Below are 21,831 nucleotides of genomic sequence, written 5' to 3'. Positions count from 1 at the left end.
GTTTTTGGTAAAAGATGATATTAGGTCTGGTAAATGAAGCAAGTTGTGCGCAAACACGCTAAAACAGGTATACTAGTAATTAAGAAAAAATTTAAATGATGGAGGACTATAAATGCAACAGTTCGGTGTTATAGGCTTATCAGTAATGGGTAAGAACCTTGCTTTGAATGTGAGAAATAACGGCTTTTCCGTTTCCGGTTTTTCAATTGATAAGCCGGAAGTAGATGCTTTTGCTAAATATGAAGATGATAAATTAAAGCCAACATACTCTTGGGAAGAATTTGTTGATTCTTTAGAGAAGCCACGAAAGATTTTAATTCAAATTGCGGCTGGTAAACCGGTTGATGAAACTTTACAAAAATTACTGCCACTACTAGATAAAGGCGACATTTTGCTTGATGGTGGTAATTCGAACTTTCATGACACTAATCGGCGCTATCATGAAATGGAACAACACGGTATTCACTTTATTGGTATGGGTGTTTCTGGTGGAGAAGAGGGTGCTTTAAAAGGTCCCGCATTGATGCCAGGCGGTGATGAAGATGCCTATAAAAAGGTTGCACCAATATTAGAAGCAATTGCAGCTAAGAATTCCGCAGGCCATCCATGTGTCAGCTTTATTGGACCTGAAGGCAGTGGTCACTATGTCAAGATGGTCCACAATGGTATCGAATACGGCATTATGCAGGAATTTTCCGAAGTTTACGATATTTTGCGTAAGGTTGCGGGCAAAACAAATGATGAAATGTCAGCCATTTTCGCACACTGGAATGAAGGAGTAGTTCAAGCTTATTTAAGTGAGATTACCGCTGAAGTGCTAAAGCAAAAGGATAATTTGACCCCTGACCATGTAATTGATCATATCTTAAACGTTGCTTCTTATAAAGGTACTGGTAACTGGATGCTTGAAGATGGTGTACATCTGGGTGCTCCAATCAGCGTTATTGCAGAAGCTGTAATTAGCCGTTTTATGTCTAAAGCGACTACGCGCGAGGGTAAAGAAATAACATGGAGTGGTGATGTACCAGCAGATTTGATTGATAATCTTGGTCAAGCTTTACAACTAAGCCAAGCTGTAGCTTATGCTCAAGGTTTCCAACAACTGAAAATGGCCGCTGATGCCTATAACTGGGACTTGCGCTATCCAGCAATTGCTCAATCATGGGAAGCAGGTTGTATTATTCGCTCAGCAATGTTAAAAGACATTGAAAAGGCATTTTCTGAAGGTAAGAAACTTGATAACATGTTCCAAGATCCATATTTCAAGGACTTAATGAATAAGAATATCGCTGCTTTGCGTGCAGTGATTGAACTCGCCACTAGAGCAGGTATTCCTACTCCGACATTGAGCGCATCACTGAATTACTTGGAATCAATTTTTAATCCAAGTTTACCAGCAAACTTAATTCAAGGACAACGTGATTACTTTGGCGCTCATACTTACTTTAGAAATGACCGTGAAGGCGTTTATCACACTGAATGGTATGAGGAAAAATAAGTTGTTACACGTGTAACACTAAAAACCAGTTAAAGTTAAAACTTAACTGGTTTTTTAGTAGTGCTAATTATATTGAAAAAGTAGAGGTATTATGAGGGATAAAAAAGTACAAATAAAGCTGTTGCTGGAAGCAATGCTAGTAGGTCTTGCAAGCGGGATTGTAGTGGGCTTTTTTCGCTTTGGTATTCAAAAAATGACAGAATTATGGCTTAGACTGTTTCACGTGGCACATCAAAATGCATTATGGTTTATCCCAATCATTTTGGGACTCATTTTAGTAGGCTTAATTGCTGGTTATTTTGTTAAGCAATATCCTCATGTTGGCGGCTCTGGTATACCGGAAGTAAAACTACAACTGGAAGGAAATCTAACTCTAAAGTGGTGGCCTACATTATGGCGCAAAGTTATTGGTGGTATTTTAGTTATCAGTACGGGCCTGTTTTTAGGACCTGAGGGGCCTTCTTTGCAGATCGGTTCAACTATCGGTCAAGGTGTTGGCGAGGGCACTAAAGAGTCAAAAACGAATGCTCGGGTACTGTTAGCTACTGGAGCGGCCAGCGGTTTAGCCGCAGCCTTTGGAGCGCCATTAAGTGGTGCATTATTTGTGCTTGAAGAAGTCTTTCATAACTTTTCACCACGGGTGTGGTTAAATGCACTTGCAGGTGCTCTAGTTTCAGATTTTGTAGTTTCAAATATTTTTGGTCAAAAGCCAGCACTATCTCTGGTTTATCGTCATACTTTTCCCGTTAGGCTGTATGGCTATCTGCTCATCTTGGGCTTAATTTTGGGCTTACTAGGTCATTTTTATAAAACTGGCTTATTTAAAGTGAAAAAGTTATATGCGAAAATTACTTTTTTACCAAGTTGGTTATACGGACTAATACCTCTTACTTTATTAATACCAATCGCTTATTTTTACCCTTTAATTACTGGCCCGGGTAATCGCTTAATATTAGCGTTACCGCAGATTATTAAACAAAGCAGTTGGAAAATAGTTGGGTTACTCTTATTTTTCTTTGTTGTTAGAATTGTGTTTTCTATTATCTCTTACGATTCAGGACTACCAAGTGGTATTTTCTTACCGATATTGACAATGGGTGCAGTAATTGGTGCCAGCTACGGTCTTGTTTTGGTGCAATTACATTTATTGCCAGCAAAATTTGTAATCAATCTGGTTATTTTCGCAATGGCTGGCTATTTCGCCGCCGTAATTAGGGCTCCTTTTACCGCCATCATCCTTATTACGGAAATGGTTGGGTCTTTGCTTCATTTAATGCCGCTAGCTGTGGTAGCTTTTGTTGCATTACTGGTTGATGAACTGCTCAATGGTGATCCCATTTACGGTACGCTTGCTCGCGCAATGTCTGTAAAAAATAAAAAACATTCAGCGGTAGTTTCCGGCAAAACTGACCAGCTAACTGTGCCCATTTATGAAGACAGCCAGCTTGCAGGAAAAGAAATCATGCAGATCAAGTGGCCTAAGCATACTTTAGTTAAAGCAATATATCGTGATGGCAAGTATGTAATTCCTAACGGTCAATCGGTAATTAAAGCCGGTGATTCTCTGGTTCTAACTCTTGATGCAGGCCGTCGCGGTCAGGTATTTAGTCAAATCAAGCAAATGCAAAGAGTCCGATATGATGGCTAGCAAGTTGTTTTAACCGTATTCTGTATTACTTATAATTTAAAAAAGCTAATAAATCACAAAAATACCCCAAATTTGTCCTAAATTTGGGGGTCATATTATTTTTTGTGATTTGTCTGCTTTTGGCATTTTGGCCCTATATTTTGTGTCAATATTAGCAATCTCAACCAATATAATTTGATAAACAGTTCTAAAAAGGGCGAAATAAGATTCTAGTTAGTGTGTACTTGCGATTGTCTAGCCTAAGCTGATTATGCGGTGGCATTTCTGTGCCACACGCTTATCATGAGTAACAATCACTACGGTCTTGCCTGCATCATTGAGTTCGCCCAACAGCTTGATAATTTCATCTCTATTTTGATCATCTAAAGACCCCGTAGGCTCATCGGCCAAAACCAGTTCGCTAGGTTTAACCACAGCGCGCGCAATAGCTACACGCTGTTGCTGGCCGCCTGATAGTTCATAAATTTTGTTATGCAGACTGTTTCCAAGGCCCACCTTTTGCAAGGCTGCGGCGATTAGGTTCTGTTTAGCAGTCTTAGTTTGGTGAACGTATTTGAGCGCAAGCAACAAGTTTTCTGCAACAGTGGCTTCCTCAACTAAAGCAAAATTTTGAAAGAGATAGCTGATTTTCATCCGGATGATTTTCTGAGCTAATGCACTGTTGGGTTTGACGTTAACCTTATCCTCAAAATGGTATTCTCCGCTATCAACTGCATCAATCAAGCCCAGTATGTTAAGCAGCGTGCTCTTGCCCGCCCCGCTGGGCCCTACAACAGCAATCATCTCGCCTTTTTGGATGGTCATGTTAAAGTGCTCAAAAATCACCTTAGAGCCAAATTTCTTGGTCACATCCTTTAATTCAATCATGATAGTCCCCCCTTAAGCAAAAATGGCAAATCATGTCCTTCGGTTTTCCTGACAATCACATTAAGGACTGCCAGTTCAGTCAGAATTAACACCAGTGCTAGTAGCAAGATTGGCCAGGCAACCTGGGTAATCATTAACGCACCTAATTCGCCTAAGCTCAGCATTGTAAAAAGTAATATCTCTGTCTGGTAGCGGTCAAACATGTGGTAGCCCAATAGACGCTCAACTGCATGTTTCTTCTGCCGACTAGAGATAACATAAAGACATAGGAAAGTTGCTGCAAATAAGTTAATCACGAAAGCAAATAGCAGGATAAGAATGATTGATCGCAATCCCCGATAGGTTGCATCCAAGCTCGTTGCCAGAATCTTATTCATGGTGACAAACTTCAACCGTAATCTTTTCACTTCTGGGCTACGGGCTAGCTGCCGCATTTGCGTCCTAGATTGTTCATTATTTTCTATTTTGATTGGGCTCGCCTTGTCAGTATTACCCAGTGCCAGCGCTTGCCCCTCGTTTAGGTGCTTTTCTTGTACAACTTCGATAATGGGATTTACAAATCGTTTTTGCTGGCGGACATTATACGTAATCGGCTGCAGATGTTCACTATAATATTCGATGTTGATTTTTATCTGCTCAGGTTTAAGCTTTTTTTGCTGCTTGCTGGATAAGTCATTGTAGCGGTAACTCTGTAGCAAGTATTTCATTTCTTTAGCATGTCGTTGGTACCCAACCGGTACCAAAAAATCTGGTGAAGTTTCCAGATGCTTTTGCACCTGGGGTAGTTTAGCATTAATAAAATTACGGTTAACCGCCATCAGTTCGTATTTTTCATTGTTCAATTGAGGCGAATGCACTGGCAGAATGTCTTTAGCAGCATAAACGTCACTATTAACATAATATACGCCCTTGTTCTGCGCCATTTTGCTAAACCATTTAGTCAGGCTGCTAGTAGCCTGACGCTCATTACTAGTAAATTGCGTGCTAACGGATTCAAGTGTTAGCAAATTACCTTCTTTGGACCAATCCTGTTGCAATTGGTAGTCAGCTATAGCATTAGTTAAAGCACCCGATATATTAATCAGCAGGATTACCGAGACAACGGTTAGCAACACTTTCAATCCGAGTGCCCAGATAACCCCCGCACCTAAGTGCAACTTGCCTTTTAAAAGGTCTGCGATCGACAAGTGTTTGATCATGACATAGGTGAAAATATTGACTACCAAATATAAAACAGTAATAATCGTCTGTCCAACAATACAACTGGCTAAAAAGCCTTGTGGCAGATAGGAAAAAAATACCAAGCTAAGAAGATCCAAAAGGATGGCAGTAATTACGATCGTAACCAATCCAGGTCTAATCAGATCCGTCAAAATATCACCGTTTTTCCACCCATTCAATTTCTTGACACCAATTGTGCCTGCTTGAGCCACTGGATAATACGAATTGACAAGAACGAAAACCACTCCCACGAAAATAAGGAGCACCCCCATAATCATTAGTCCTCTGGTTAAGTACTCAATCTTCATTCCCGCTGTTGGTGTGAGTAATTTGGAGCGTGACACACCGTAAAATTGTGCCAGTTTCTCAATTACCGTAGCCTTAGACGATTTTCCCGGTATAATCGTATAAACCCCATCAACAACTTGCTTGCCCTTGAAGTAACGTTCCATATCCTGCACGATCACCCGATTATTCTTTGTGAATACCGGAATACGTCCTCTTTGGTGTACATCATGAGTTTCATAGCTTGCATAAAAATCTAATCGGTTACCAAAACTTAGGTGACTGAGACGAAAAGAACTAGCAGGAAAAGTTGAACTACTAGCGATCAAAGATTTTTCTACGGTATTATTTTCGCCCTTGCTTGTCAAAATTATTGACAGATCATCGTGTCGTGCTAAATACCTGAAAAAGGCTAATTGATCATTTGGAGCAACCGGACTGTTTTGCAGGTACACCTGGAAAGAATTACCGGTCTGTCCCATTCGTGCGACCTGATCATAGTCCTTTGATTGATAAAAATTGACAATCATTAAGTAAGCCAGGCAGGTAATAATGGCTAAGCAGGTCGTTACCGTCTTCTTCATGGCTAACCCCTCTATTAATAAAAAAGGTGTAGTCAATTTTCACTAACTACACCAAAAATTATGTTACTAAACTAAACTAGTATACTTTCCACCAATAAGCTCACACATTTTTGTTAACTTATGGGACTTTATTATACCTATAATATACATTAAATTAATCATCTATGCAAGCGCTATCAAAAATAATGCTATTTTCTTTACACACTCTAAAGGGCAAAAATTATGCAAAGATTGTAATAACAAAAAAGAACGGGAGAATTAATCATTCTGGCTGGTTATATTTTTTGCAGTCAAAGGTAACGCCAAATGATATTTATGAGATTATTGCCCAGTTTATTTTATTTTCTTTTGGTATTTTGGCGCAGTTTCTGGCGCCCAAATTAGGCAAATGAAGAAAGCGGCGAGAAGAACACATGCGCAAACCAGCATTGCTAAAGCAGGACCCCCGCTTTCTGTTAGAATTGGCAATAAAAATGTACCAGCGGCTGCATCAATACGACTGATTGTGATACAGGTTCCTACGCCACTAGCCTGTACTTTAGTATCAAATAATTCGGTAGGATAGGGGTAATCAAGTACTAGGCCGGAGGACAAAATCACTGCAAAAATTGAAAAGATCACTATTTTAACTACGGAAGAAACATGTGGCATTAATGCTAAAGTACCTATTAATATTGCAGATAATAAAAAAATTACTGATTAAAAAGAAGCGACGGCTGAGATGGTTAAACAAGTAAATTCCCAAGAATATTCCAACCAGCATGCTGATATTGTATAGATCTCCTGAAATTTTAGGATTACTGATGTTCATGCTTTGTAATAAAATAGGCAAGAAAATACTAATCCCAAAAAACGCAAAGGTTTGGTACGCGTAAAAGCTGCCCCCTACTAAAGTGCTGCGTAAATATTTTTTACTGAAAAGAATGGTCCATGAAGTTTGCCCAGATTTTTTAGGACGTTTAAAGTGGCGAGAAACACCCCATTTACGGCCTAGTATTCTGCCGATTAGTCTATTAGCTGCTTTAATTTTACCTTTACTGGCTAACCATCCAGGAGATGGTGGTAATGGAAATAAGCTGCGAAAAAGTGCAGTAAATAATGCCGGGACAGCGCCTGCTGCTAAAATGATTTGCCAGGTGTGGGCGCCATAGCCTTCAAGATAAGTCCCAATTAAATACGAAGCAATAAACCCTAAAACCCAGTAGACTAATAAGTGACTCTGGCGCTTGCTATTATCTTCACCTTTAGGTAGCCATTCTGTTAATAGAGCATTTCCAGCTGTATAATCAATTGCCATCATTAGCCCGATACCGATTCTAATTAAAAATGTTAAAGAAAGGCTGGTTGTCAGCGGATGAAGAAGCGAAAGAACGGCTAGCACATACATATTGCTCATCAGTAATTGACTGCGGCCGATTTTATCAGATATACGACCAATAAGGGCACTGCTAGAAAGGCCAATCAAGCCGCCAGCTCCAATTAATCCAGTCCACATGTCACTAATTTGAATGTACTTGGCAGCGTTACTCATAGCCACACCCGTTATTCCTAGTGCAAAGCCACAGGTAAATTGGCCTAGGGCAATTGATGTCATTACACGCAAGTGCACTTTTGAAAGAGGCGCTTTTTATAATCTTTTTTAATTAATTTTTTCTTTTTTTCTTTCATAATAATAGACTGAAAATTCATTCTCCAATCTATTTAACTACTTCTTTTCACTACTTAAGGGAATAACCGCTACTTAACATAACAAATTTTGCTGGTTCGTGCAAAAAAGGCCAGGTAAAATGATTAAAGAAGAAATTGATAGCTAAAATTTATTTTTGAAAAAACACGCTGAATAGTACCAAAACCAAGGCTGCTAAAAGCCAGATACTGGAATTTACTGCTGCTTTTGCTATGCCTTTATTTTCGACATTAATATGATTGATCAAATATTCAAAGGCAAAAATTAAGAGACTGAATGTGACTAGCCACAAAATGGCGCAGAGCCTGCCAGTAATGGAATAAGGGAAAAAGCCAGAATTAAAGCTAGTTAGTAAAGCAATAAAAAAGAAAGTAATAGTACCAGTGTAATGATTGATTGATTTTTCTTTAGTATTATGCAAAATAATTCCCTCCCATTAGTGGTAATTTAAAATTTTATTTTCGAATTCTAGTATTAAATAACTAAAAAGTAAAGTGGGATTTATGAATGATTGCAAACAAAAAATCACCTCAAACTGAGGTGATCTTTTGTAATTAAACTAATATCTTTACATATTTGTAATCAAGAAAAAGATAACAAATATTACTAATAGGATATACATCATTGGTGAAACTTTTTTGGCTTGTTTAGAAGCAATCATGGTAATTGGGTAGGCTATCATGCCGAGTGCCAAGCCGTCAGAAATACTGTAAGTCAATGGCATACCAACTACTGTTAAAAATGCTGGGAAAGCAATCTCAAATTTGTCCCAATTGATTTTTTTCAGATTTCCGGCCATGAGTACGCCAACGATAATTAGTGCTGGTGCAGTAACAGTGGTGGGAATAACCGCCAGAAGTGGACTGAAAATCATTGATATTAGGAAGAAAATTCCTACGAAAATTGCCGTTAAACCAGTACGTCCGCCCATGGCAATTCCTGCACTTGATTCTACAGAAGTTCCCAGTGGCGCAGTACCTAAGACGGCCCCCTCGACCATTGCTAAAGAGTCGGAAACGAAAGCTTTTCCAATTCGTGGAATCTTACCATTTTGATCTACCATGCCTGCTTGTTCAGTCATTCCAATCAATGTACCTGCTGTATCAAAGAACGTAACAAGTAGGAACGTTAAAACTACCATGAATAGTTGTGGGGTATTAATATCTTTTAAGTGAAATACAGCTTGACCAAATGTCGGAGCAATACTTGGAGCACTCGCAATAATACCTTTTGGCACAGCAACTTGGCCAATAATAACCCCAAAGACAGCTGTAATGACCATACCAATAAAAATTGATCCGGGTACATTCATTGCCATTAAGATTACGGTGAGGGTCAAGCCAAAAAGAGTAATCCAGACAGCTGGTGAATTAAACTTGCCTAAAGTAACTAAATTGGAATCACTATTGACAATTAACTTACCATTTTGCAGGCCGATAAAGGCGATAAATAAGCCGATACCAGCAGAAATAGCATATTTCAGATCTTGTGGAATAGCATCAACTACTATTTCACGCAGCTTCAAAACTGTTATTAAAATAAATAAAATAGATGCAACTAAAACAGCAGCTAAGGCAGTTTGCCAGTTAATATGCATTCCTCCGCAGACATTGTAAGCGAAAAAGGCTGCGCTACCTAATGTTGGGGCTAGAGCAACGGGGTAATTAGCTACTAGACCCATAATGAAGCAGCCAATTGCAATCGAAATTGCAGTAACTGTAAATGCTGCCCCTTTATCAATACCGGCTGCGTGCAAAATGTTTGGGTTAACAAAAAGGATGTAGGAGAGACTGACAAACGTGGTTAATGCAGCTATTAATTCACGTTTAACAGTGGTATGAGCATCGTTTAAATGAAAGACTTTATCTAGTGTCGTCATTTTTCCTCCTAAAAATATTAAAATTATAAAGAACTAATATATCTAGTATATAACTTATTGGGAGTAAATGGACCATGTAATGCAAAATTATTTCCCAGGAAATAAAAAAGCAAACCTATCAAGATTTGCTTTGCATAATTACCACATACCGATTAGTTTCATCCAAGCTAATCCGATAATGCCATAAATTAAGATATAAAAAATACCAAATATAAAACTCAATTTCCACCACTCATCTTGTTTTACATAACCAGAAGAAGCTAAGACTGATGCAGCAGGACTGGAATAATGGGTAGTAGAGCCCATGATTGCAGAAAATTGAGCTAAAAATTGTGCTGCCAGTAATTTAGGTGCACCGGCAGAAATTGCTACAGTTAATAATGGCAGATACATTGCTGAATTATGAGCTGTAGCACTGGCAAATAAGTAGTGGGTATAGAACAAGACCAATGCTAGAACTACTAAAACTATTAACCAGTTGAGGCCTTTCATTGCACTAGAAATGCTACTTGATATCCAGCCAATCAAGCCAAACTGAGTAAGCTTTTCAGCCATGAATACTAAAATTGACAGCCAAATCAAGATATTCCAGGCACCAGTTTCACTTAGCAAGTCTTTAGGTGTTAATACACCAGTAAGTAACAAAAGGGAAACGGAAATGAAGGCAATTAATGTAGCATCAATTCCTAAAGTGCTGGAAAGCATCCAGAGCACTAAAGTGATTGCAAAAATAGCTGCCATTAATTTTTCAGATAACGTAAGCTTTCCCATTTTTGCTAATTCCCCGTCGGCCCATTCTTTGGCGTTAGGAGTTTCTTTAATTTCCGGTGGATAAAGTTTGTAAACAAAATATGGCACCACAATTAGACAAATTGCTGCAGGTACAATGCTGGCCATAAGCCACGGCATCCAGCTAAGAGTTACGCCGGCCTTACCGGCTAGTGCAACGGCGATTAAGTTAGGCGCACATGCGGTCATAAATAATGACGAAGTTATGATATTAACTTGAAATTCCGTAAAAGTTAGGTAAGCTCCCATCTTTCTACGTGAAGGATCATTAGGTTTTGATCCAAAAGTATTGGCTAAAGATTGAATTAATGGATATACTACACCACCTGCTCTTGCACCATTTGAAGGAGTTGCAGGGGATACTATTAAATCGATAGCTCCTATTGCGTAACCTAAACCTAGGGACTTATGACCAAACCACTTAACAAAATACAAAGCAATTCTTTGCCCCAAGCCGGTTTTTACGATACCTCGCGAAATCATAAAAGCCATAACTATAAGCCAGGCAGATGAATTAGCAAATGCATTAATGGCTCCTTTTTCGATTACTTTTCCGTTAACAATTTTGTCTGCAAGTGGTGCAAGCCCAAGACAAATGGTTAAAGTAAAGCCAATTAAAGTGACGCCACTGATTGCTATTGGCAATGTGATACAGCCGATAATTGTTCCAATAAATATTGCCAGCATATGCCAGGCTTGAACTGATACTCCGGCTGGACGAATTGGCGTCGTAAACCAGAATATAAGGCCAAACAATAGTGGCAATATAAATTTTTTGTAATCTATTGTTTTCATAAAAACCTCTTTCAAAATAAAAAAGCAAATATATGAGTGCGATTTACATCAATATATTTGCTTAGTTTATCATATTATATTTTTTTAACAATTAGTAAGTCTTAAAAATTTAAAACCCATAAGAAAACAATAAAGACGAAGAAAAGAATCCACATCATTGGTGTAACTTCTTTAACCCTCTTAGCAGCAACCATGCATATAGGATAGGTTATTAAGCCTAAAGCCAAACCGTCGGATATTGAATAGGTTAAAGGCATACCAATTAAAATTAGAAAAGCAGGAACTGCAATTTCCATCTTGTCCCATTGAATATGTGCTGTGTTTTGTGCCATCAGAACACCAACAATAATTAAGGCTGGCGCTGTAACATGTGTAGTAAACAAGCCTAACAGGGGACTGAATATCATTGATATTAAGAAGAAAATAGCCACAAAGACAGCAGTTAAACCAGTCCGGCCGCCAACAGCAATACCGGCACTTGATTCAACAAAAGCACCGACTGGTGAAGTTCCTAAAACGGAGCCAACCATCATAGCAGTTGAATCTGATGCCAGAGCTTTACCTACGCGGGGCATTTTGTTGTCTTTCATAAAGCCAGCTTGTTGGGCTAAGCCAATTAAAGTACCGGCAGTGTCAAAGAAAGTTACTAAAAGGAAGGTAAGTACCACAACCCACATTTGTAGAGTGTTAATATCTTTAACATGGAAAATTGCTTGGCCAAATGATGGGGCAATACTTGGTGCTACTGAAACTATTTTAGTTGGTAAAGGGATTTGTCCTGTAACTACACCAAAAATAGCTGCCAGGATCATACCAATAAAAATAGCTCCCGGTACATTTAAAATCATTAAAACAACAGTAACAATAAGGCCGAAAATGGTAATCCAGACAGCCGGATCATGAAGTGAACCCAAGCCGACCAGTGTTGATTTGTTTGCTACAATTAAACCACCATCTTGCATTCCCAAAAATGCGATGAACAGGCCGATTCCGGAAGAAATAGCGAATTTTAAGTCAGCAGGGATAGCATTGATAATCTTTTCCCTTAACTTAAACATAGTAATTAAAATGAAGATAATAGAGGCCACAAAGACAGCGGCTAAGGCTGTTTCCCATGAAACATGCATACCTACACAAACGGTATAAGCAAAAAACGCATTAATACCAAGGGCAGGAGCCTCTCCAATAGGATAGTTAGCAACGATCCCCATAATAGCAGTACCTAAAGCACTGGCTAAAGCAGTGGCTGTAAAAACTGCCCCTTTATCCATGCCACTGGCTCCCAAGACACTTGGGTTAACAAATAAAATGTATGACATGCTGATAAAAGTTGTTAACCCAGCAAGAAATTCAATTTTAACATTGGTTTTGTATTTATCGAGTTGAAAATAACTCTTTATAAAATTCATCTAACCTCTCCCAAATATATTGTTCGTGTTTTAAATCAAACTAACGACTATTCTAGTTTACCATTCATTTAAAATAATGCAAACACGAATAATACTAGCTATAATTAGGCAAAATAAGCATAATTTATTAATAGTTACATTTATGAACAAATTGACCTGTTAATACTTTAATCGGTAAAATGAGGGTAAAACTGTATTAATTTATGAAACTCGATAGGAGAAAAAATGGGAAATTTAATTTTTTCAGATATAGATGGTACTTTAATTAACTCAAAACAAGAAGTTACACCTAAAACTAAAATGGCTATTCGGAAGCAAATTATTAAGGGTAATGTTTTTGTGCCAGTTTCTGCCCGCATGCCCAAGGCAATTATGTCAGTTGTCGGTGAAATTACTAAAGCATGTCCAATGGTTGCATATAATGGAGCTTTGGTTTTGGATGAAATGGGTCACACGCTTGATTCACGTTCCATGCCTTCTGCAAAAGCTGCAGAAATATGCACCTATATTGAACATAAAAATAATGGTGTGGTTTGGAATGTCTACAGCGGTAACAACTGGTATTATTTCCCAGGTAATAATGATGAATTAGTTAAGAACGAGGAAAAAATAGTTAAATTCAAGGCACAGCCAAGTTCAATTGCTGAAATCAACCAACTTGAAAATGTTCATAAAATTTTGCTGATGGGCACGCCCGATTTATTAGATGCTACGCAAAAAGACTTACAACAACTTTATCCCGAATTTTACATCGTAAAATCAGCTGCAAATTTATTGGAAGTTGTTGTTAAGGGCGTTTCTAAGGGTCAGGGTGTAAAAGTAATTGCTCAGGCCTTGGGCGCAGACTTAAAAGAATGCTGGGCATTTGGCGACAATTATAATGATGAAAAAATGCTGCAATCAGTGGGTCACCCTGTAGTAATGGGGAATGCACCGGAGGACCTAAAGAGAAAATTTACAACTACTTTAGACAACAATCATGATGGCATAGCAGCAGTCCTTGACAAAATAAATTAATAGAGCTTAGTTCGTTTCAAGCAAGGGAGATCGTGCTTTATTACCGAACCATTTGTGATTAATTCTTGTGAGAGTACCGTTTCGTGCCAGTTTTTCTAGTGCTTGATTGATTTTGCGCTTCATGGTTACGTCACTTTTTCTCATGCCGACACCAAATTCTTCTTTAGGGAAGGGACTATCGATTTCGGTAAAATTTTCCGGATGCTTTTGCTTAGAAATGTAATAGTCTGCATAAGAACTGTCGATTAAAAGACCGTCAATCCTGCCAGCAGTTAAATCTATAAAAGCATTGGTAAAGGAATCATAGAGAATTGGCTCATGATTTTTAATATGGTTTTTAAAAACTTTAGGGTATTTCATTACATCGTTATAGCCAGAAGAGCCGGTTTGAACTCCTAAAGTCTTATTTTTCATTGCAGCAATAGTATTAATTTTATTCTTTTTGAGGCTTACTAACACTTGTGAAGTATACAAATAAGTTTTACTAAAATTAACTTTGGCCTTACGTTCTGGATTCTTGCTAAAACCATTCCATATCAGATCGATTGTGCCGTTTTTAAGCTCTGTAGTATTCATAGACCAGTCAATAGTTTGAAAGCTGACATTGATGCCATATTGCTTAAATACTGCATTAGCTAGATCAACGTCATAACCAATTAACTGACCATTTTTTTGCCTAAAATCCATGGGCACAAAAGTATCATCTACACCAACTGTAACATACCCACGCTGCTTGATATGGGACCAATTATCAACTTCGTTAGCTTTTCTATTAATTGACACACCACTGCAGCCAGAAACAAAGAAGATAGAACAGACGAGCGTTATTGCAAGAATTAAGAGGCGCTTAGTTTTCACTTATATTACCTTCTTATCATCTAGGGCTTGGACTTTGAATACTTGATCAGCAACTTGACTGGCGAATTCCATGTCATGGGTCACAATAATTTGCGTCATTTTGTTATTGCTTTTAAGTTTTAAAATTATTTCTCCGACTTTTGTTCTTAAATCTGGGTCCAAAGCAGAGGTGGGCTCATCATAACATAAAATATGGGGTTCCATTGCCAGTGCCCGTACAATAGCTACCCTTTGCTGTTGGCCGCCAGAAAGCTGATAGGGATAAAGATCCTCTTTACCAGTTAAATCCAGTTGCTGCAATAACTTTTGTGCGTGAGTTTGCGCCTGCTCTGCGTTTTCTTTTAAAACTAAAGTTGGTGCCAAAGTAATGTTTTCAATTACAGTTAAATTAGGAAAAAGTTCGTAGTTTTGAAAAACGACTCCAATAATATGACTTTTGCTATCAGGAGCAGCTGGGTCGAATTTTTGCCCATCCCATAAGAATTCACCTGCATCAATTTTTTCCAAACCACTTAAGCAGCGCAATAAAGTGGTTTTTCCCGCTCCCGAAGGTCCTACAATGGCTAAAATCTGTTGGTCAGGAATAGTGAGGTTTAATTTGTTTAAGATAGTGCGTGAGCCAAATTTTTTGGTAATGTTTTTAAGTTCTAGCATATTGTTTCCTTTAATTTACTTCCACTTTGCAAAATTGCGTTCAATTTTCTTTAGCAAAAATGATGCTATACCAGTCAATAGTAAATAGATTATCCCAACTATTACTAAAGGAATCAGTGTTACGTCTCTGGCAGTAGCAACATTGCCGGCACGTAAAAGTTCACCTAGACCGATGACATAAACAAGCGAAGTATCCTTAACCAGGTTGATAACTTCGTTTCCGATTGAGGGTATGACAATTTTACTAACTTGCGGAATTATAATATGTGTCAAAGTTTGCCAGTAATTTAGCCTCAAAACCCGTGCGCTTTCATATTGTCCTACTGGAATTGACTGAAAGCCCCCACGGAAAATTTCTGCGAAATAGGCTGTGTAGTTTAAGACAAAAGCAAAAAGCGCTGCATCGTAGCGTTGAAAAATTATTCCGACTATGGGTAAGCCATAAAAAATAAAAATTAATTGTAACAAGAGTGGGGTACCCCGCATAATCCAGATATAAAATTTTAGAATTAACCGTAGAGGCTTAAAATGTGACAGTAAGCCTAAACTAACTATGACTCCTAAGGGAATCGAAGCAATTAAAGTCCAAAAGAATAAAATTAGTGTCATTTTTGCGCCTGCAAAGAGAGAGGGCATAATTGAAAGGATATAATTCATTTTTCTCCTTCTTACAAAGTTAATTTAATAGGGCGGGTAAAATTAGCACAAGTGGAGCTAATAAAAACTATATAAATTAATTAAATAAATATGTGAAAAATATATGATTCAATAATAACATAGTTTTTTGATTTTTTATTTGAGTAAGTAACAAATTATTTAAATTGTCATCCAGCTATCTAATTGCTAGAGCTCACTGTTAAAGCTTTTACTATAAATTAAACAGTACTTTAAAATAGCAATAGGCAACATAAAAAGGCCATTAACACATAGTTCTAATGACCTTTTGATAATAATTTATTTATTGTTAATCTATTTGAATATTTGTAGGCTTATCCCATGATTCAGGTAATTTACCCATTTCTTTTAATTTGGCAACAATTTGATCAAGTACAACTTCTCTTGCCTGCTTATCAGTCATAAAGTCTAGTTTGTCACCATCTATCTCCATTTTGGGTGAGTAGTCATACTTTTCATACCAAGGTTTATAGTAGCGTAAAAGCCGCTTATAATAATCTTCCAGTGTTGCATCATAGCTCAATTGTTCATAAGGTCGACCACGTTTTTGAATTCTTTTAATCATGGTATCGTATGAAACTTTAATATGAACCAGCAAGTCTGGATTTTTCTTAGGCATATGTTTGAGCTCACTCATCATATTATTAAGCAGTTCGTAATAGGTAGCTACTTCTTCTTTGGTGGCCCGACCAATATCTGCGTTCATCTGAAAGAAAAGGGCGTCTTCATAGATTGAACGATCAAGAACGTTGTTATCATCAGTCAATGCATCCTTGATACTACGAAAACGAGTGTTTAGGAAAAATACCTGAAGTAAAAATGCATACTTTTTAGGATCGGCATAAAAAAGTGGCAATACAGGATTGTTATCGACACTCTCATAAAATGGTTTGGTTCCTAAATACTTAGCTAAAATACTGGTTAAACTGGATTTACCGGCTCCAATTGGCCCGCTTAAAACAATAACTGTCATCACGTTCCTTCTCTATTCTAAATTGCCTATTGCGTGCAACTTATTATCAATTTGACTTAAAACTTCTTTTTTGGCATCTTCATCGCAGATAAAATCGTATTTATCTCCATCAATTTCAATTTTAGGAGAGGCATCATATTTTTCATACCACGGTTCATAATACTTAATTAGCCGTGCGTAGTAGTCTTTTAAACTGGGATCTGTGCTGATTTGTTCAAATGAACGGCCCCGCTTTTTAATGCGTTTAAGCATTGTATCAAGGGAAACATGAATGTAAATTAGTAAATCTGGCTTTTTGCTGGGATTACCTGGGGTATCTTCCATCATGTTTTCGAGTAAGCTGTCGTATATCTTAAATTCAGTAGGGTCAGCTACTTTACTGTCCGCGTTCATTTTGAAAAAGAGTGCATCTTCATAAATTGAACGGTCTGATACACTATTTTTTTCACGAATTGCCTGGTTGATTTGTGCTAAACGGTGGTTAAGCAGATAGATATTAAGCAAAAAAGTATAACGCTTCATGTCTTGGTAATATAAAGGAAGAACAGGATTATTATCAACTCCCTCATAAAAGGCTTGTGTACCTAAGTGCTCAGCTAAAATACTGGTTAAACTGGATTTACCGGCTCCAATTGGCCCACTTAAAACAATAACTTGGATCACGTTCTTTCATAAATACAATATATAGATTCTTATTTAGTTTAATACGAGATATAGTGGTATACAAGCAAAAAGTAAATTAAAATTTTAATCAAAAAGTCAAGTGATTTTGTATAATACAGAATAAAAAATTAAGTATTCAAGTAAATAATTTATTACAAAATTAGATGTTACACGTGAAACCAAAAAATCTGACTGATAAATCTTAATTAATTATTTTACTGAGGATTGATGCCGATATCATTCGGTGTTAAGCCCTTTTATTCTGTACTTTGATTCTTTCGATTCTGTGATAAATAAAGTAGTCAATAATTGCTCGTTTTGATTGCATTAAGTATAATAAGTGATTTTGCAATTATAGAACGAATTATTTTTTAAAAGCTCGAAAAAGTTGCAGTTGATATTTATATACTGCTGCTATGTGAAAATTCTAAGAATGAAAATTAAAAAGAAATTGTTTTAATGTTAAAAAAGATATAAGATAGTAATTAAATTATAAAATTATTAGTAAATGATGGAAGTAAGAGGGCATAACTGATATCTTGAAAAGATTTTTATCTTTAGATAGTACAACTCCTGCTGTAAGTACCAGTTAAGAGTCTTTTGAAGAAGTAATGCAAAAACCATATTATTCTATTAAACCAAAATCATTTTAGTATTAACTCTAAAAATAGGGATTTAGACAGGAAGTAAATCATGGACGATACTATAACAAAATTTTCGCTTTGGACCTACATTAAACGTAATTCAGGCATGTATGTCATTCTAGCCATTTTCTATTTTGGCCGGAATTTAGCACAAACTGCTGCCAGCATTTTTAAAGGTAATGCACTTACTGCTTTGACTCAGCATAATTTAAACGGCTTTATTGTTGATACAGGTTTAAACTTGCTTAGCTGGGGCTTTTTTCTGATTTTCTTTTTTTGTAGTTCACGGTATTCTGCTGTAATCATCAAGGCCGTCGATAATTCCATTAGGAACGCATTAGCCCATATAATTGGTCGCCAAGAGTATGAAGATTTCAACAAGCACACGGAAGCTGACTATGTTTCCTGGTTTACTAACGATATTAATCAAATTAATCATGATGGCTTTTTCAGTTTAGAGCAAACATTTAGCAGTGCACTCTTAGGCATTATTGCCAGTGTCATCCTGTTTTCTTACCATCCACTCTTATTTGTAACCACTTTGGTTTTTGCTGTTGTTATGATTTTATTTCCCCGTCTTTTTAAGAAAAAGTTGGAACAACTGTCGCAAAAACAAAGCAGGCAAAATGAAGTATTAACGGCAAAAGCAACCGATGCTCTTGAAGGTTTTGTCAATCTGCTCACGCTTGGTCAGCAAAAATTGCTCAATAAAATAGTTCTTGCGGCATCAGATAAGACTGGACAGGCTCGGGTTAATTACATTACGGAAATGTCATTCTCTAATTCACTGATTAACCTGATAAGTATATCTGCTCAAACTATTTTAACCGTTGAATCCGGATATCTAGCCTTTCACAACCAACTTCCTATCGGTGCTATTTTAGTTGTTGGTTCAATGTCCGGTAACGTTTTTGGCAGCTTGACAGAAATCAGTATTGAGCTAACTTCAATTCGGGCAGTTCAACCTATTTTTGACAAATATAATAAATTAGCTAATATGCAGGAAAAAACAGGGGACAAGGATGTTGCTCCTTTGACCCAGCAAATTGCATTTAGCGATCTTTCGTTCAGCTACCCCAATAGTGATAGACCGATTTTAACGAATGTTGCCGGCAGCATTAAGCGAGGCGAACGGGTAGCTATTGTTGGTCCATCAGGCTGCGGTAAGTCGACCCTGGTAAAATTAATTGGTGGTTTATTAACCGGCTACCAAGGATCACTTACCTGGGATGACAATGAATACCGTGAGCTTAGTCTGCGGTCGCTACATAAACAGATCGCTTATATTGACCAGTCAGCCTATATTTTTGATGGCAGCCTGCGTTATAACATCACTTTAGATCGTGAGACAACTGAAGAAGAGCTGAAGACTGCGATTAAACGTGCAGATTTGGAAAAATTTGTCGCTGACAGCGCCAGCGGGCTTGACACTGTTTTAAAACACGCCGGTAACAATATTTCAGGTGGGCAAAAGCAGCGAATTGCACTGGCAAGGCAGCTGCTGGGTAACCCGCAGGTTATTTTGGCCGATGAAATTACTTCCGCAATTGATGAAAAGGACGGACAAAAAATCGAACAGAGCTTGCTCAATTTGAACGATATCACTCTAGTCTACATTTCCCATCACTTGCGACCTGAAATTAAAAGGCAGTTTGATCAAGTAATCGAATTAGGAAAAATAGAATGTTGAGTATTTTATTGAACAATTAAATAAGCGGCAAAATTGATGGCTTCTTAGGAGATATAATGTTTCCAAGCACCGCCTTTTAAATGGAATGATAAAAATGAATGATGAACAATTTTTTAAGTTAAGAAAGATACTAGATCTTTTTAAAAATCAAGCTCCGACAGCTATTATTGAAGAGAATGTAAATAGCGTTGAAAATTATAAGGCAGAATCTGCTGATGAGTATAATAGAGCAAAAAGATATCTTGGCGAAAATAATAACTCGTTTAAATCCTTTCATGTAAGTGTGGATTCAGCAAAAGATTTCTTGTGTTTATTGAATTTGCTGGGTGCAATACATGCAAATTTTAATATACGTTCAAAGCCTTTTATAATTGAAGGAGAAGAAAGCAGTAAGTCGCTAAAAAAAGAGAACGACTATTTTAACAATTGGATGGAGTGTTTTTCAAACTATGAATTTATGATAGTTAATTTCGATGAAACTGCTTTAGACCAGGATCAATATTACGGTTAATTTCATTAATTCATAAAAGGCAGTAGAGTTATGAAATGACCCCCAAATTTAGGACAAATTTGGAGGCTATTTCTATGACTAAATTATCTAAACAAGATAAAATTAAAATCAAACTAAAAGGACTAACTCCGATTGAATATCGGCAATTAGTCGTTAGATAACAACTAATAAAGTGTCCAAATTTTAGGGTTAACATCAAAAGTGGTTCACTCTTTTAAATTAAGTGATTACTGTTATTTAGGAATAAGGCAATCTTTGCTATAATTAAATTTGAATTGATAGCAAATTGTTTTGAGGGCGGTTGGCTGTTTCACTTGAAAGGAGAGGGTGCCTATGGCACGAAATCTTTTAGGAAGGTGTTCAGCAAGTGAGCGTATTCCATGCGCTAGAATTAGCGCTGACCTTTGCCTCGTTTATTATTGTCTTGTTGACCTATATCGACAAGCACAGGTAAACAAAAAGACCGTCCCAACAAAAACTTTGACAATTATGGGATTGGTCTTTTTTGATTAATCACTAAATAAGTCAACCGCCTTTAAAGCGGACGCTTGAAATTCAGAGAAGAGGTCTTGCTTTGCAAGGCTTCTTTTTCTCTATAGATATATTTTAGCATGATTAAACTGGTCTTGCACAAGAATTTGATTAAGTTATCTGGGTTATCCCTAATTTTTCTCTATACGGTTTGAATGTTATCCGAAGTTAACAACTAAAAAAGTGTCCAAATTTTAGGGTTAACATCAAAAATTATGCTTATTATTTAACTCTAGATTCTTTAGATCCCTTTTTCTTTTCTTCAGCTTTATCTTGAACCTTGTCTTTTTGATCGCTGATTTTATCCTTAGTGTCATTAGCAGCACCAGTGATACGGTCCTGTAAGCTGACAGAATCTTTTTCGTGTTGCTCTTTAGTTTTAATGTCAACTACTGTAACGTTGACTTCAACTGTATCAAGACCAGTCATTTCTTTGACTTTTTCTTGGATCTTTTCTTTAATTTGATCATATAGCTTGGTAATGTCTACGCCATATTCTGCAACGATCTCAATATCAACGGCTACCTGCTTTTTGCCTACTTCAACATTTACGCCTGAAGTGACGTCATCGCTATTAACAATTTTATCGGCAATATTTGAGAAAAAGCCGCCGTTAACTGTTAAAAGACCTTTAATGTCAGATAAGGCAATACCCACGATTTTTTGAATTACCTTTGAATCATATTTTAAATCGCCTTTAACTTCAGGCTTTGAACTACTTTGATTTGAACTTGATTGTACCATATTGTATATACTCCTTATATAAATTATTTATTCTGCAACATTTTTTTGAATACCGGCCAGTAATGACCAACTAAAAAGCCGCAGATTAACATTACGATGACGAAAATAGTTTTGAAAAATCCCAGTACCAAAAAGCAAAATGCCAGTAACACGCCAATTACGGCACCGCTTATTTCTGGGAGGTATTTTTTATATTCTTCTTTCATTTT

At 37.1% G+C, this 21,831-nt stretch carries 18 protein-coding genes and 1 pseudogene; 5 read left to right on the top strand and 14 right to left on the bottom strand.

Features of this window, described 5'->3' with window-relative positions:
- Window positions 1-112: 112 nt before the first annotated feature.
- Window positions 113-1,498: an NADP-dependent phosphogluconate dehydrogenase gene (gndA, locus tag LDX54_RS09505; RefSeq protein ID WP_265667279.1), complete on the top strand. Its 1,386-nt coding sequence runs from the start codon at window positions 113-115 to the stop codon at window positions 1,496-1,498.
- A 91-nt stretch (window positions 1,499-1,589) separates the two neighbouring features.
- Window positions 1,590-3,146, top strand: coding sequence for a ClC family H(+)/Cl(-) exchange transporter (locus LDX54_RS09500; RefSeq protein WP_265667280.1), 1,557 nt, complete (start codon window positions 1,590-1,592; stop codon window positions 3,144-3,146).
- A gap of 234 nt (window positions 3,147-3,380) precedes the next feature.
- Here the strand turns inward: LDX54_RS09500 and LDX54_RS09495 are convergent, their stop codons facing one another.
- The 7 genes and pseudogenes from LDX54_RS09495 to LDX54_RS09465 all read right to left on the bottom strand — a co-directional run bounded on the left by LDX54_RS09495 (window position 3,381) and on the right by LDX54_RS09465 (window position 12,662).
- Entirely contained in the window at window positions 3,381-4,013 is a 633-nt protein-coding gene (locus LDX54_RS09495; RefSeq protein WP_265667281.1) for an ABC transporter ATP-binding protein, read from the bottom strand.
- Entirely contained in the window at window positions 4,010-6,103 is a 2,094-nt protein-coding gene (locus LDX54_RS09490; protein WP_265667282.1) for a hypothetical protein, read from the bottom strand. Before LDX54_RS09490 ends, LDX54_RS09495 begins: the two co-directional genes overlap by 4 nt.
- Window positions 6,104-6,436: 333 nt before the next feature.
- Window positions 6,437-7,697, bottom strand: a pseudogene (locus LDX54_RS09485) (MFS transporter).
- Window positions 7,698-7,920: 223 nt separating this feature from the next.
- Complete coding sequence (locus LDX54_RS09480) at window positions 7,921-8,211, bottom strand: hypothetical protein (protein ID WP_265667283.1); 291 nt, start codon at window positions 8,209-8,211, stop codon at window positions 7,921-7,923.
- A 147-nt stretch (window positions 8,212-8,358) separates the two neighbouring features.
- Window positions 8,359-9,669: an NCS2 family permease gene (locus tag LDX54_RS09475; protein WP_046325743.1), complete on the bottom strand. Its 1,311-nt coding sequence runs from the start codon at window positions 9,667-9,669 to the stop codon at window positions 8,359-8,361.
- Window positions 9,670-9,807: 138 nt separating this feature from the next.
- Window positions 9,808-11,253, bottom strand: coding sequence for a DASS family sodium-coupled anion symporter (locus tag LDX54_RS09470; protein WP_265667284.1), 1,446 nt, complete (start codon window positions 11,251-11,253; stop codon window positions 9,808-9,810).
- A 101-nt stretch (window positions 11,254-11,354) separates the two neighbouring features.
- A complete protein-coding gene (locus tag LDX54_RS09465; RefSeq protein WP_110446840.1) occupies window positions 11,355-12,662 on the bottom strand; it encodes an NCS2 family permease in 1,308 nt (435 codons plus the stop codon).
- Window positions 12,663-12,887: 225 nt separating this feature from the next.
- Between LDX54_RS09465 and LDX54_RS09460 the strand changes: the two genes are divergently transcribed.
- Window positions 12,888-13,679, top strand: coding sequence for a Cof-type HAD-IIB family hydrolase (locus LDX54_RS09460; RefSeq protein WP_265667285.1), 792 nt, complete (start codon window positions 12,888-12,890; stop codon window positions 13,677-13,679).
- A gap of 6 nt (window positions 13,680-13,685) precedes the next feature.
- Here the strand turns inward: LDX54_RS09460 and LDX54_RS09455 are convergent, their stop codons facing one another.
- From LDX54_RS09455 to LDX54_RS09435, 5 genes are all read right to left on the bottom strand, one after another.
- Complete coding sequence (locus LDX54_RS09455) at window positions 13,686-14,537, bottom strand: amino acid ABC transporter substrate-binding protein (RefSeq protein ID WP_265667286.1); 852 nt, start codon at window positions 14,535-14,537, stop codon at window positions 13,686-13,688.
- Window positions 14,538-15,191 (bottom strand): amino acid ABC transporter ATP-binding protein, encoded by a 654-nt coding sequence (locus LDX54_RS09450; protein WP_265667287.1) that lies wholly within the window; start codon window positions 15,189-15,191, stop codon window positions 14,538-14,540. It lies immediately after the preceding gene.
- A gap of 15 nt (window positions 15,192-15,206) precedes the next feature.
- Complete coding sequence (locus LDX54_RS09445) at window positions 15,207-15,848, bottom strand: amino acid ABC transporter permease (RefSeq protein WP_265667288.1); 642 nt, start codon at window positions 15,846-15,848, stop codon at window positions 15,207-15,209.
- Between the two features lie 307 nt (window positions 15,849-16,155).
- Window positions 16,156-16,839 carry a deoxynucleoside kinase gene (locus tag LDX54_RS09440; protein ID WP_265667289.1) on the bottom strand — a complete coding sequence of 228 codons (684 nt, stop codon included), beginning with the start codon at window positions 16,837-16,839 and terminating at the stop codon, window positions 16,156-16,158.
- Window positions 16,840-16,851: 12 nt separating this feature from the next.
- On the bottom strand, window positions 16,852-17,502 hold the full coding sequence (locus LDX54_RS09435) for a deoxynucleoside kinase (RefSeq protein ID WP_265667290.1): 651 nt from the start codon (window positions 17,500-17,502) through the stop codon (window positions 16,852-16,854).
- A gap of 693 nt (window positions 17,503-18,195) precedes the next feature.
- Here LDX54_RS09435 and LDX54_RS09430 point away from each other — a divergent pair.
- Window positions 18,196-19,836 (top strand): ABC transporter ATP-binding protein, encoded by a 1,641-nt coding sequence (locus LDX54_RS09430; protein WP_265667291.1) that lies wholly within the window; start codon window positions 18,196-18,198, stop codon window positions 19,834-19,836.
- A gap of 94 nt (window positions 19,837-19,930) precedes the next feature.
- Window positions 19,931-20,347, top strand: a complete 417-nt coding sequence (locus LDX54_RS09425) for a hypothetical protein (protein WP_143444032.1) — start codon at window positions 19,931-19,933, stop codon at window positions 20,345-20,347.
- 753 nt (window positions 20,348-21,100) lie between these two features.
- Here LDX54_RS09425 and LDX54_RS09420 read toward each other — a convergent pair.
- Together LDX54_RS09420 and LDX54_RS09415 are read right to left on the bottom strand one after the other, a co-directional pair.
- Window positions 21,101-21,622, bottom strand: coding sequence for an Asp23/Gls24 family envelope stress response protein (locus LDX54_RS09420; RefSeq protein ID WP_265667292.1), 522 nt, complete (start codon window positions 21,620-21,622; stop codon window positions 21,101-21,103).
- 23 nt (window positions 21,623-21,645) lie between these two features.
- Window positions 21,646-21,828 carry a DUF2273 domain-containing protein gene (locus LDX54_RS09415; RefSeq protein ID WP_265667293.1) on the bottom strand — a complete coding sequence of 61 codons (183 nt, stop codon included), beginning with the start codon at window positions 21,826-21,828 and terminating at the stop codon, window positions 21,646-21,648.
- Window positions 21,829-21,831 lie beyond the last annotated feature (3 nt).

It is taken from the genome of Lactobacillus sp. IBH004, assembly GCF_026185255.2.
Taxonomy (GTDB): domain Bacteria; phylum Bacillota; class Bacilli; order Lactobacillales; family Lactobacillaceae; genus Lactobacillus; species Lactobacillus melliventris.
This window is presented reverse-complemented; position numbering and strand designations above follow the sequence as displayed.

Bases quoted from the DNA above. Each gene is read 5' to 3' on its own strand.
- LDX54_RS09470 (WP_265667284.1), bottom strand. From the start codon at position 11,253: ATGAAAACAATAGATTACAAAAAATTTATATTGCCACTATTGTTTGGC.
- LDX54_RS09465 (WP_110446840.1), bottom strand. From the start codon at position 12,662: ATGAATTTTATAAAGAGTTATTTTCAACTCGATAAATACAAAACCAAT.
- LDX54_RS09415 (WP_265667293.1), bottom strand. From the start codon at position 21,828: ATGAAAGAAGAATATAAAAAATACCTCCCAGAAATAAGCGGTGCCGTA.
- LDX54_RS09445 (WP_265667288.1), bottom strand. From the start codon at position 15,848: ATGAATTATATCCTTTCAATTATGCCCTCTCTCTTTGCAGGCGCAAAA.
- gndA (WP_265667279.1), top strand. From the start codon at position 113: ATGCAACAGTTCGGTGTTATAGGCTTATCAGTAATGGGTAAGAACCTT.
- LDX54_RS09460 (WP_265667285.1), top strand. From the start codon at position 12,888: ATGGGAAATTTAATTTTTTCAGATATAGATGGTACTTTAATTAACTCA.
- LDX54_RS09475 (WP_046325743.1), bottom strand. From the start codon at position 9,669: ATGACGACACTAGATAAAGTCTTTCATTTAAACGATGCTCATACCACT.
- LDX54_RS09425 (WP_143444032.1), top strand. From the start codon at position 19,931: ATGAATGATGAACAATTTTTTAAGTTAAGAAAGATACTAGATCTTTTT.
- LDX54_RS09420 (WP_265667292.1), bottom strand. From the start codon at position 21,622: ATGGTACAATCAAGTTCAAATCAAAGTAGTTCAAAGCCTGAAGTTAAA.
- LDX54_RS09440 (WP_265667289.1), bottom strand. From the start codon at position 16,839: ATGACAGTTATTGTTTTAAGCGGGCCAATTGGAGCCGGTAAATCCAGT.
- LDX54_RS09430 (WP_265667291.1), top strand. From the start codon at position 18,196: ATGGACGATACTATAACAAAATTTTCGCTTTGGACCTACATTAAACGT.
- LDX54_RS09495 (WP_265667281.1), bottom strand. From the start codon at position 4,013: ATGATTGAATTAAAGGATGTGACCAAGAAATTTGGCTCTAAGGTGATT.
- LDX54_RS09450 (WP_265667287.1), bottom strand. From the start codon at position 15,191: ATGCTAGAACTTAAAAACATTACCAAAAAATTTGGCTCACGCACTATC.
- LDX54_RS09500 (WP_265667280.1), top strand. From the start codon at position 1,590: ATGAGGGATAAAAAAGTACAAATAAAGCTGTTGCTGGAAGCAATGCTA.
- LDX54_RS09490 (WP_265667282.1), bottom strand. From the start codon at position 6,103: ATGAAGAAGACGGTAACGACCTGCTTAGCCATTATTACCTGCCTGGCT.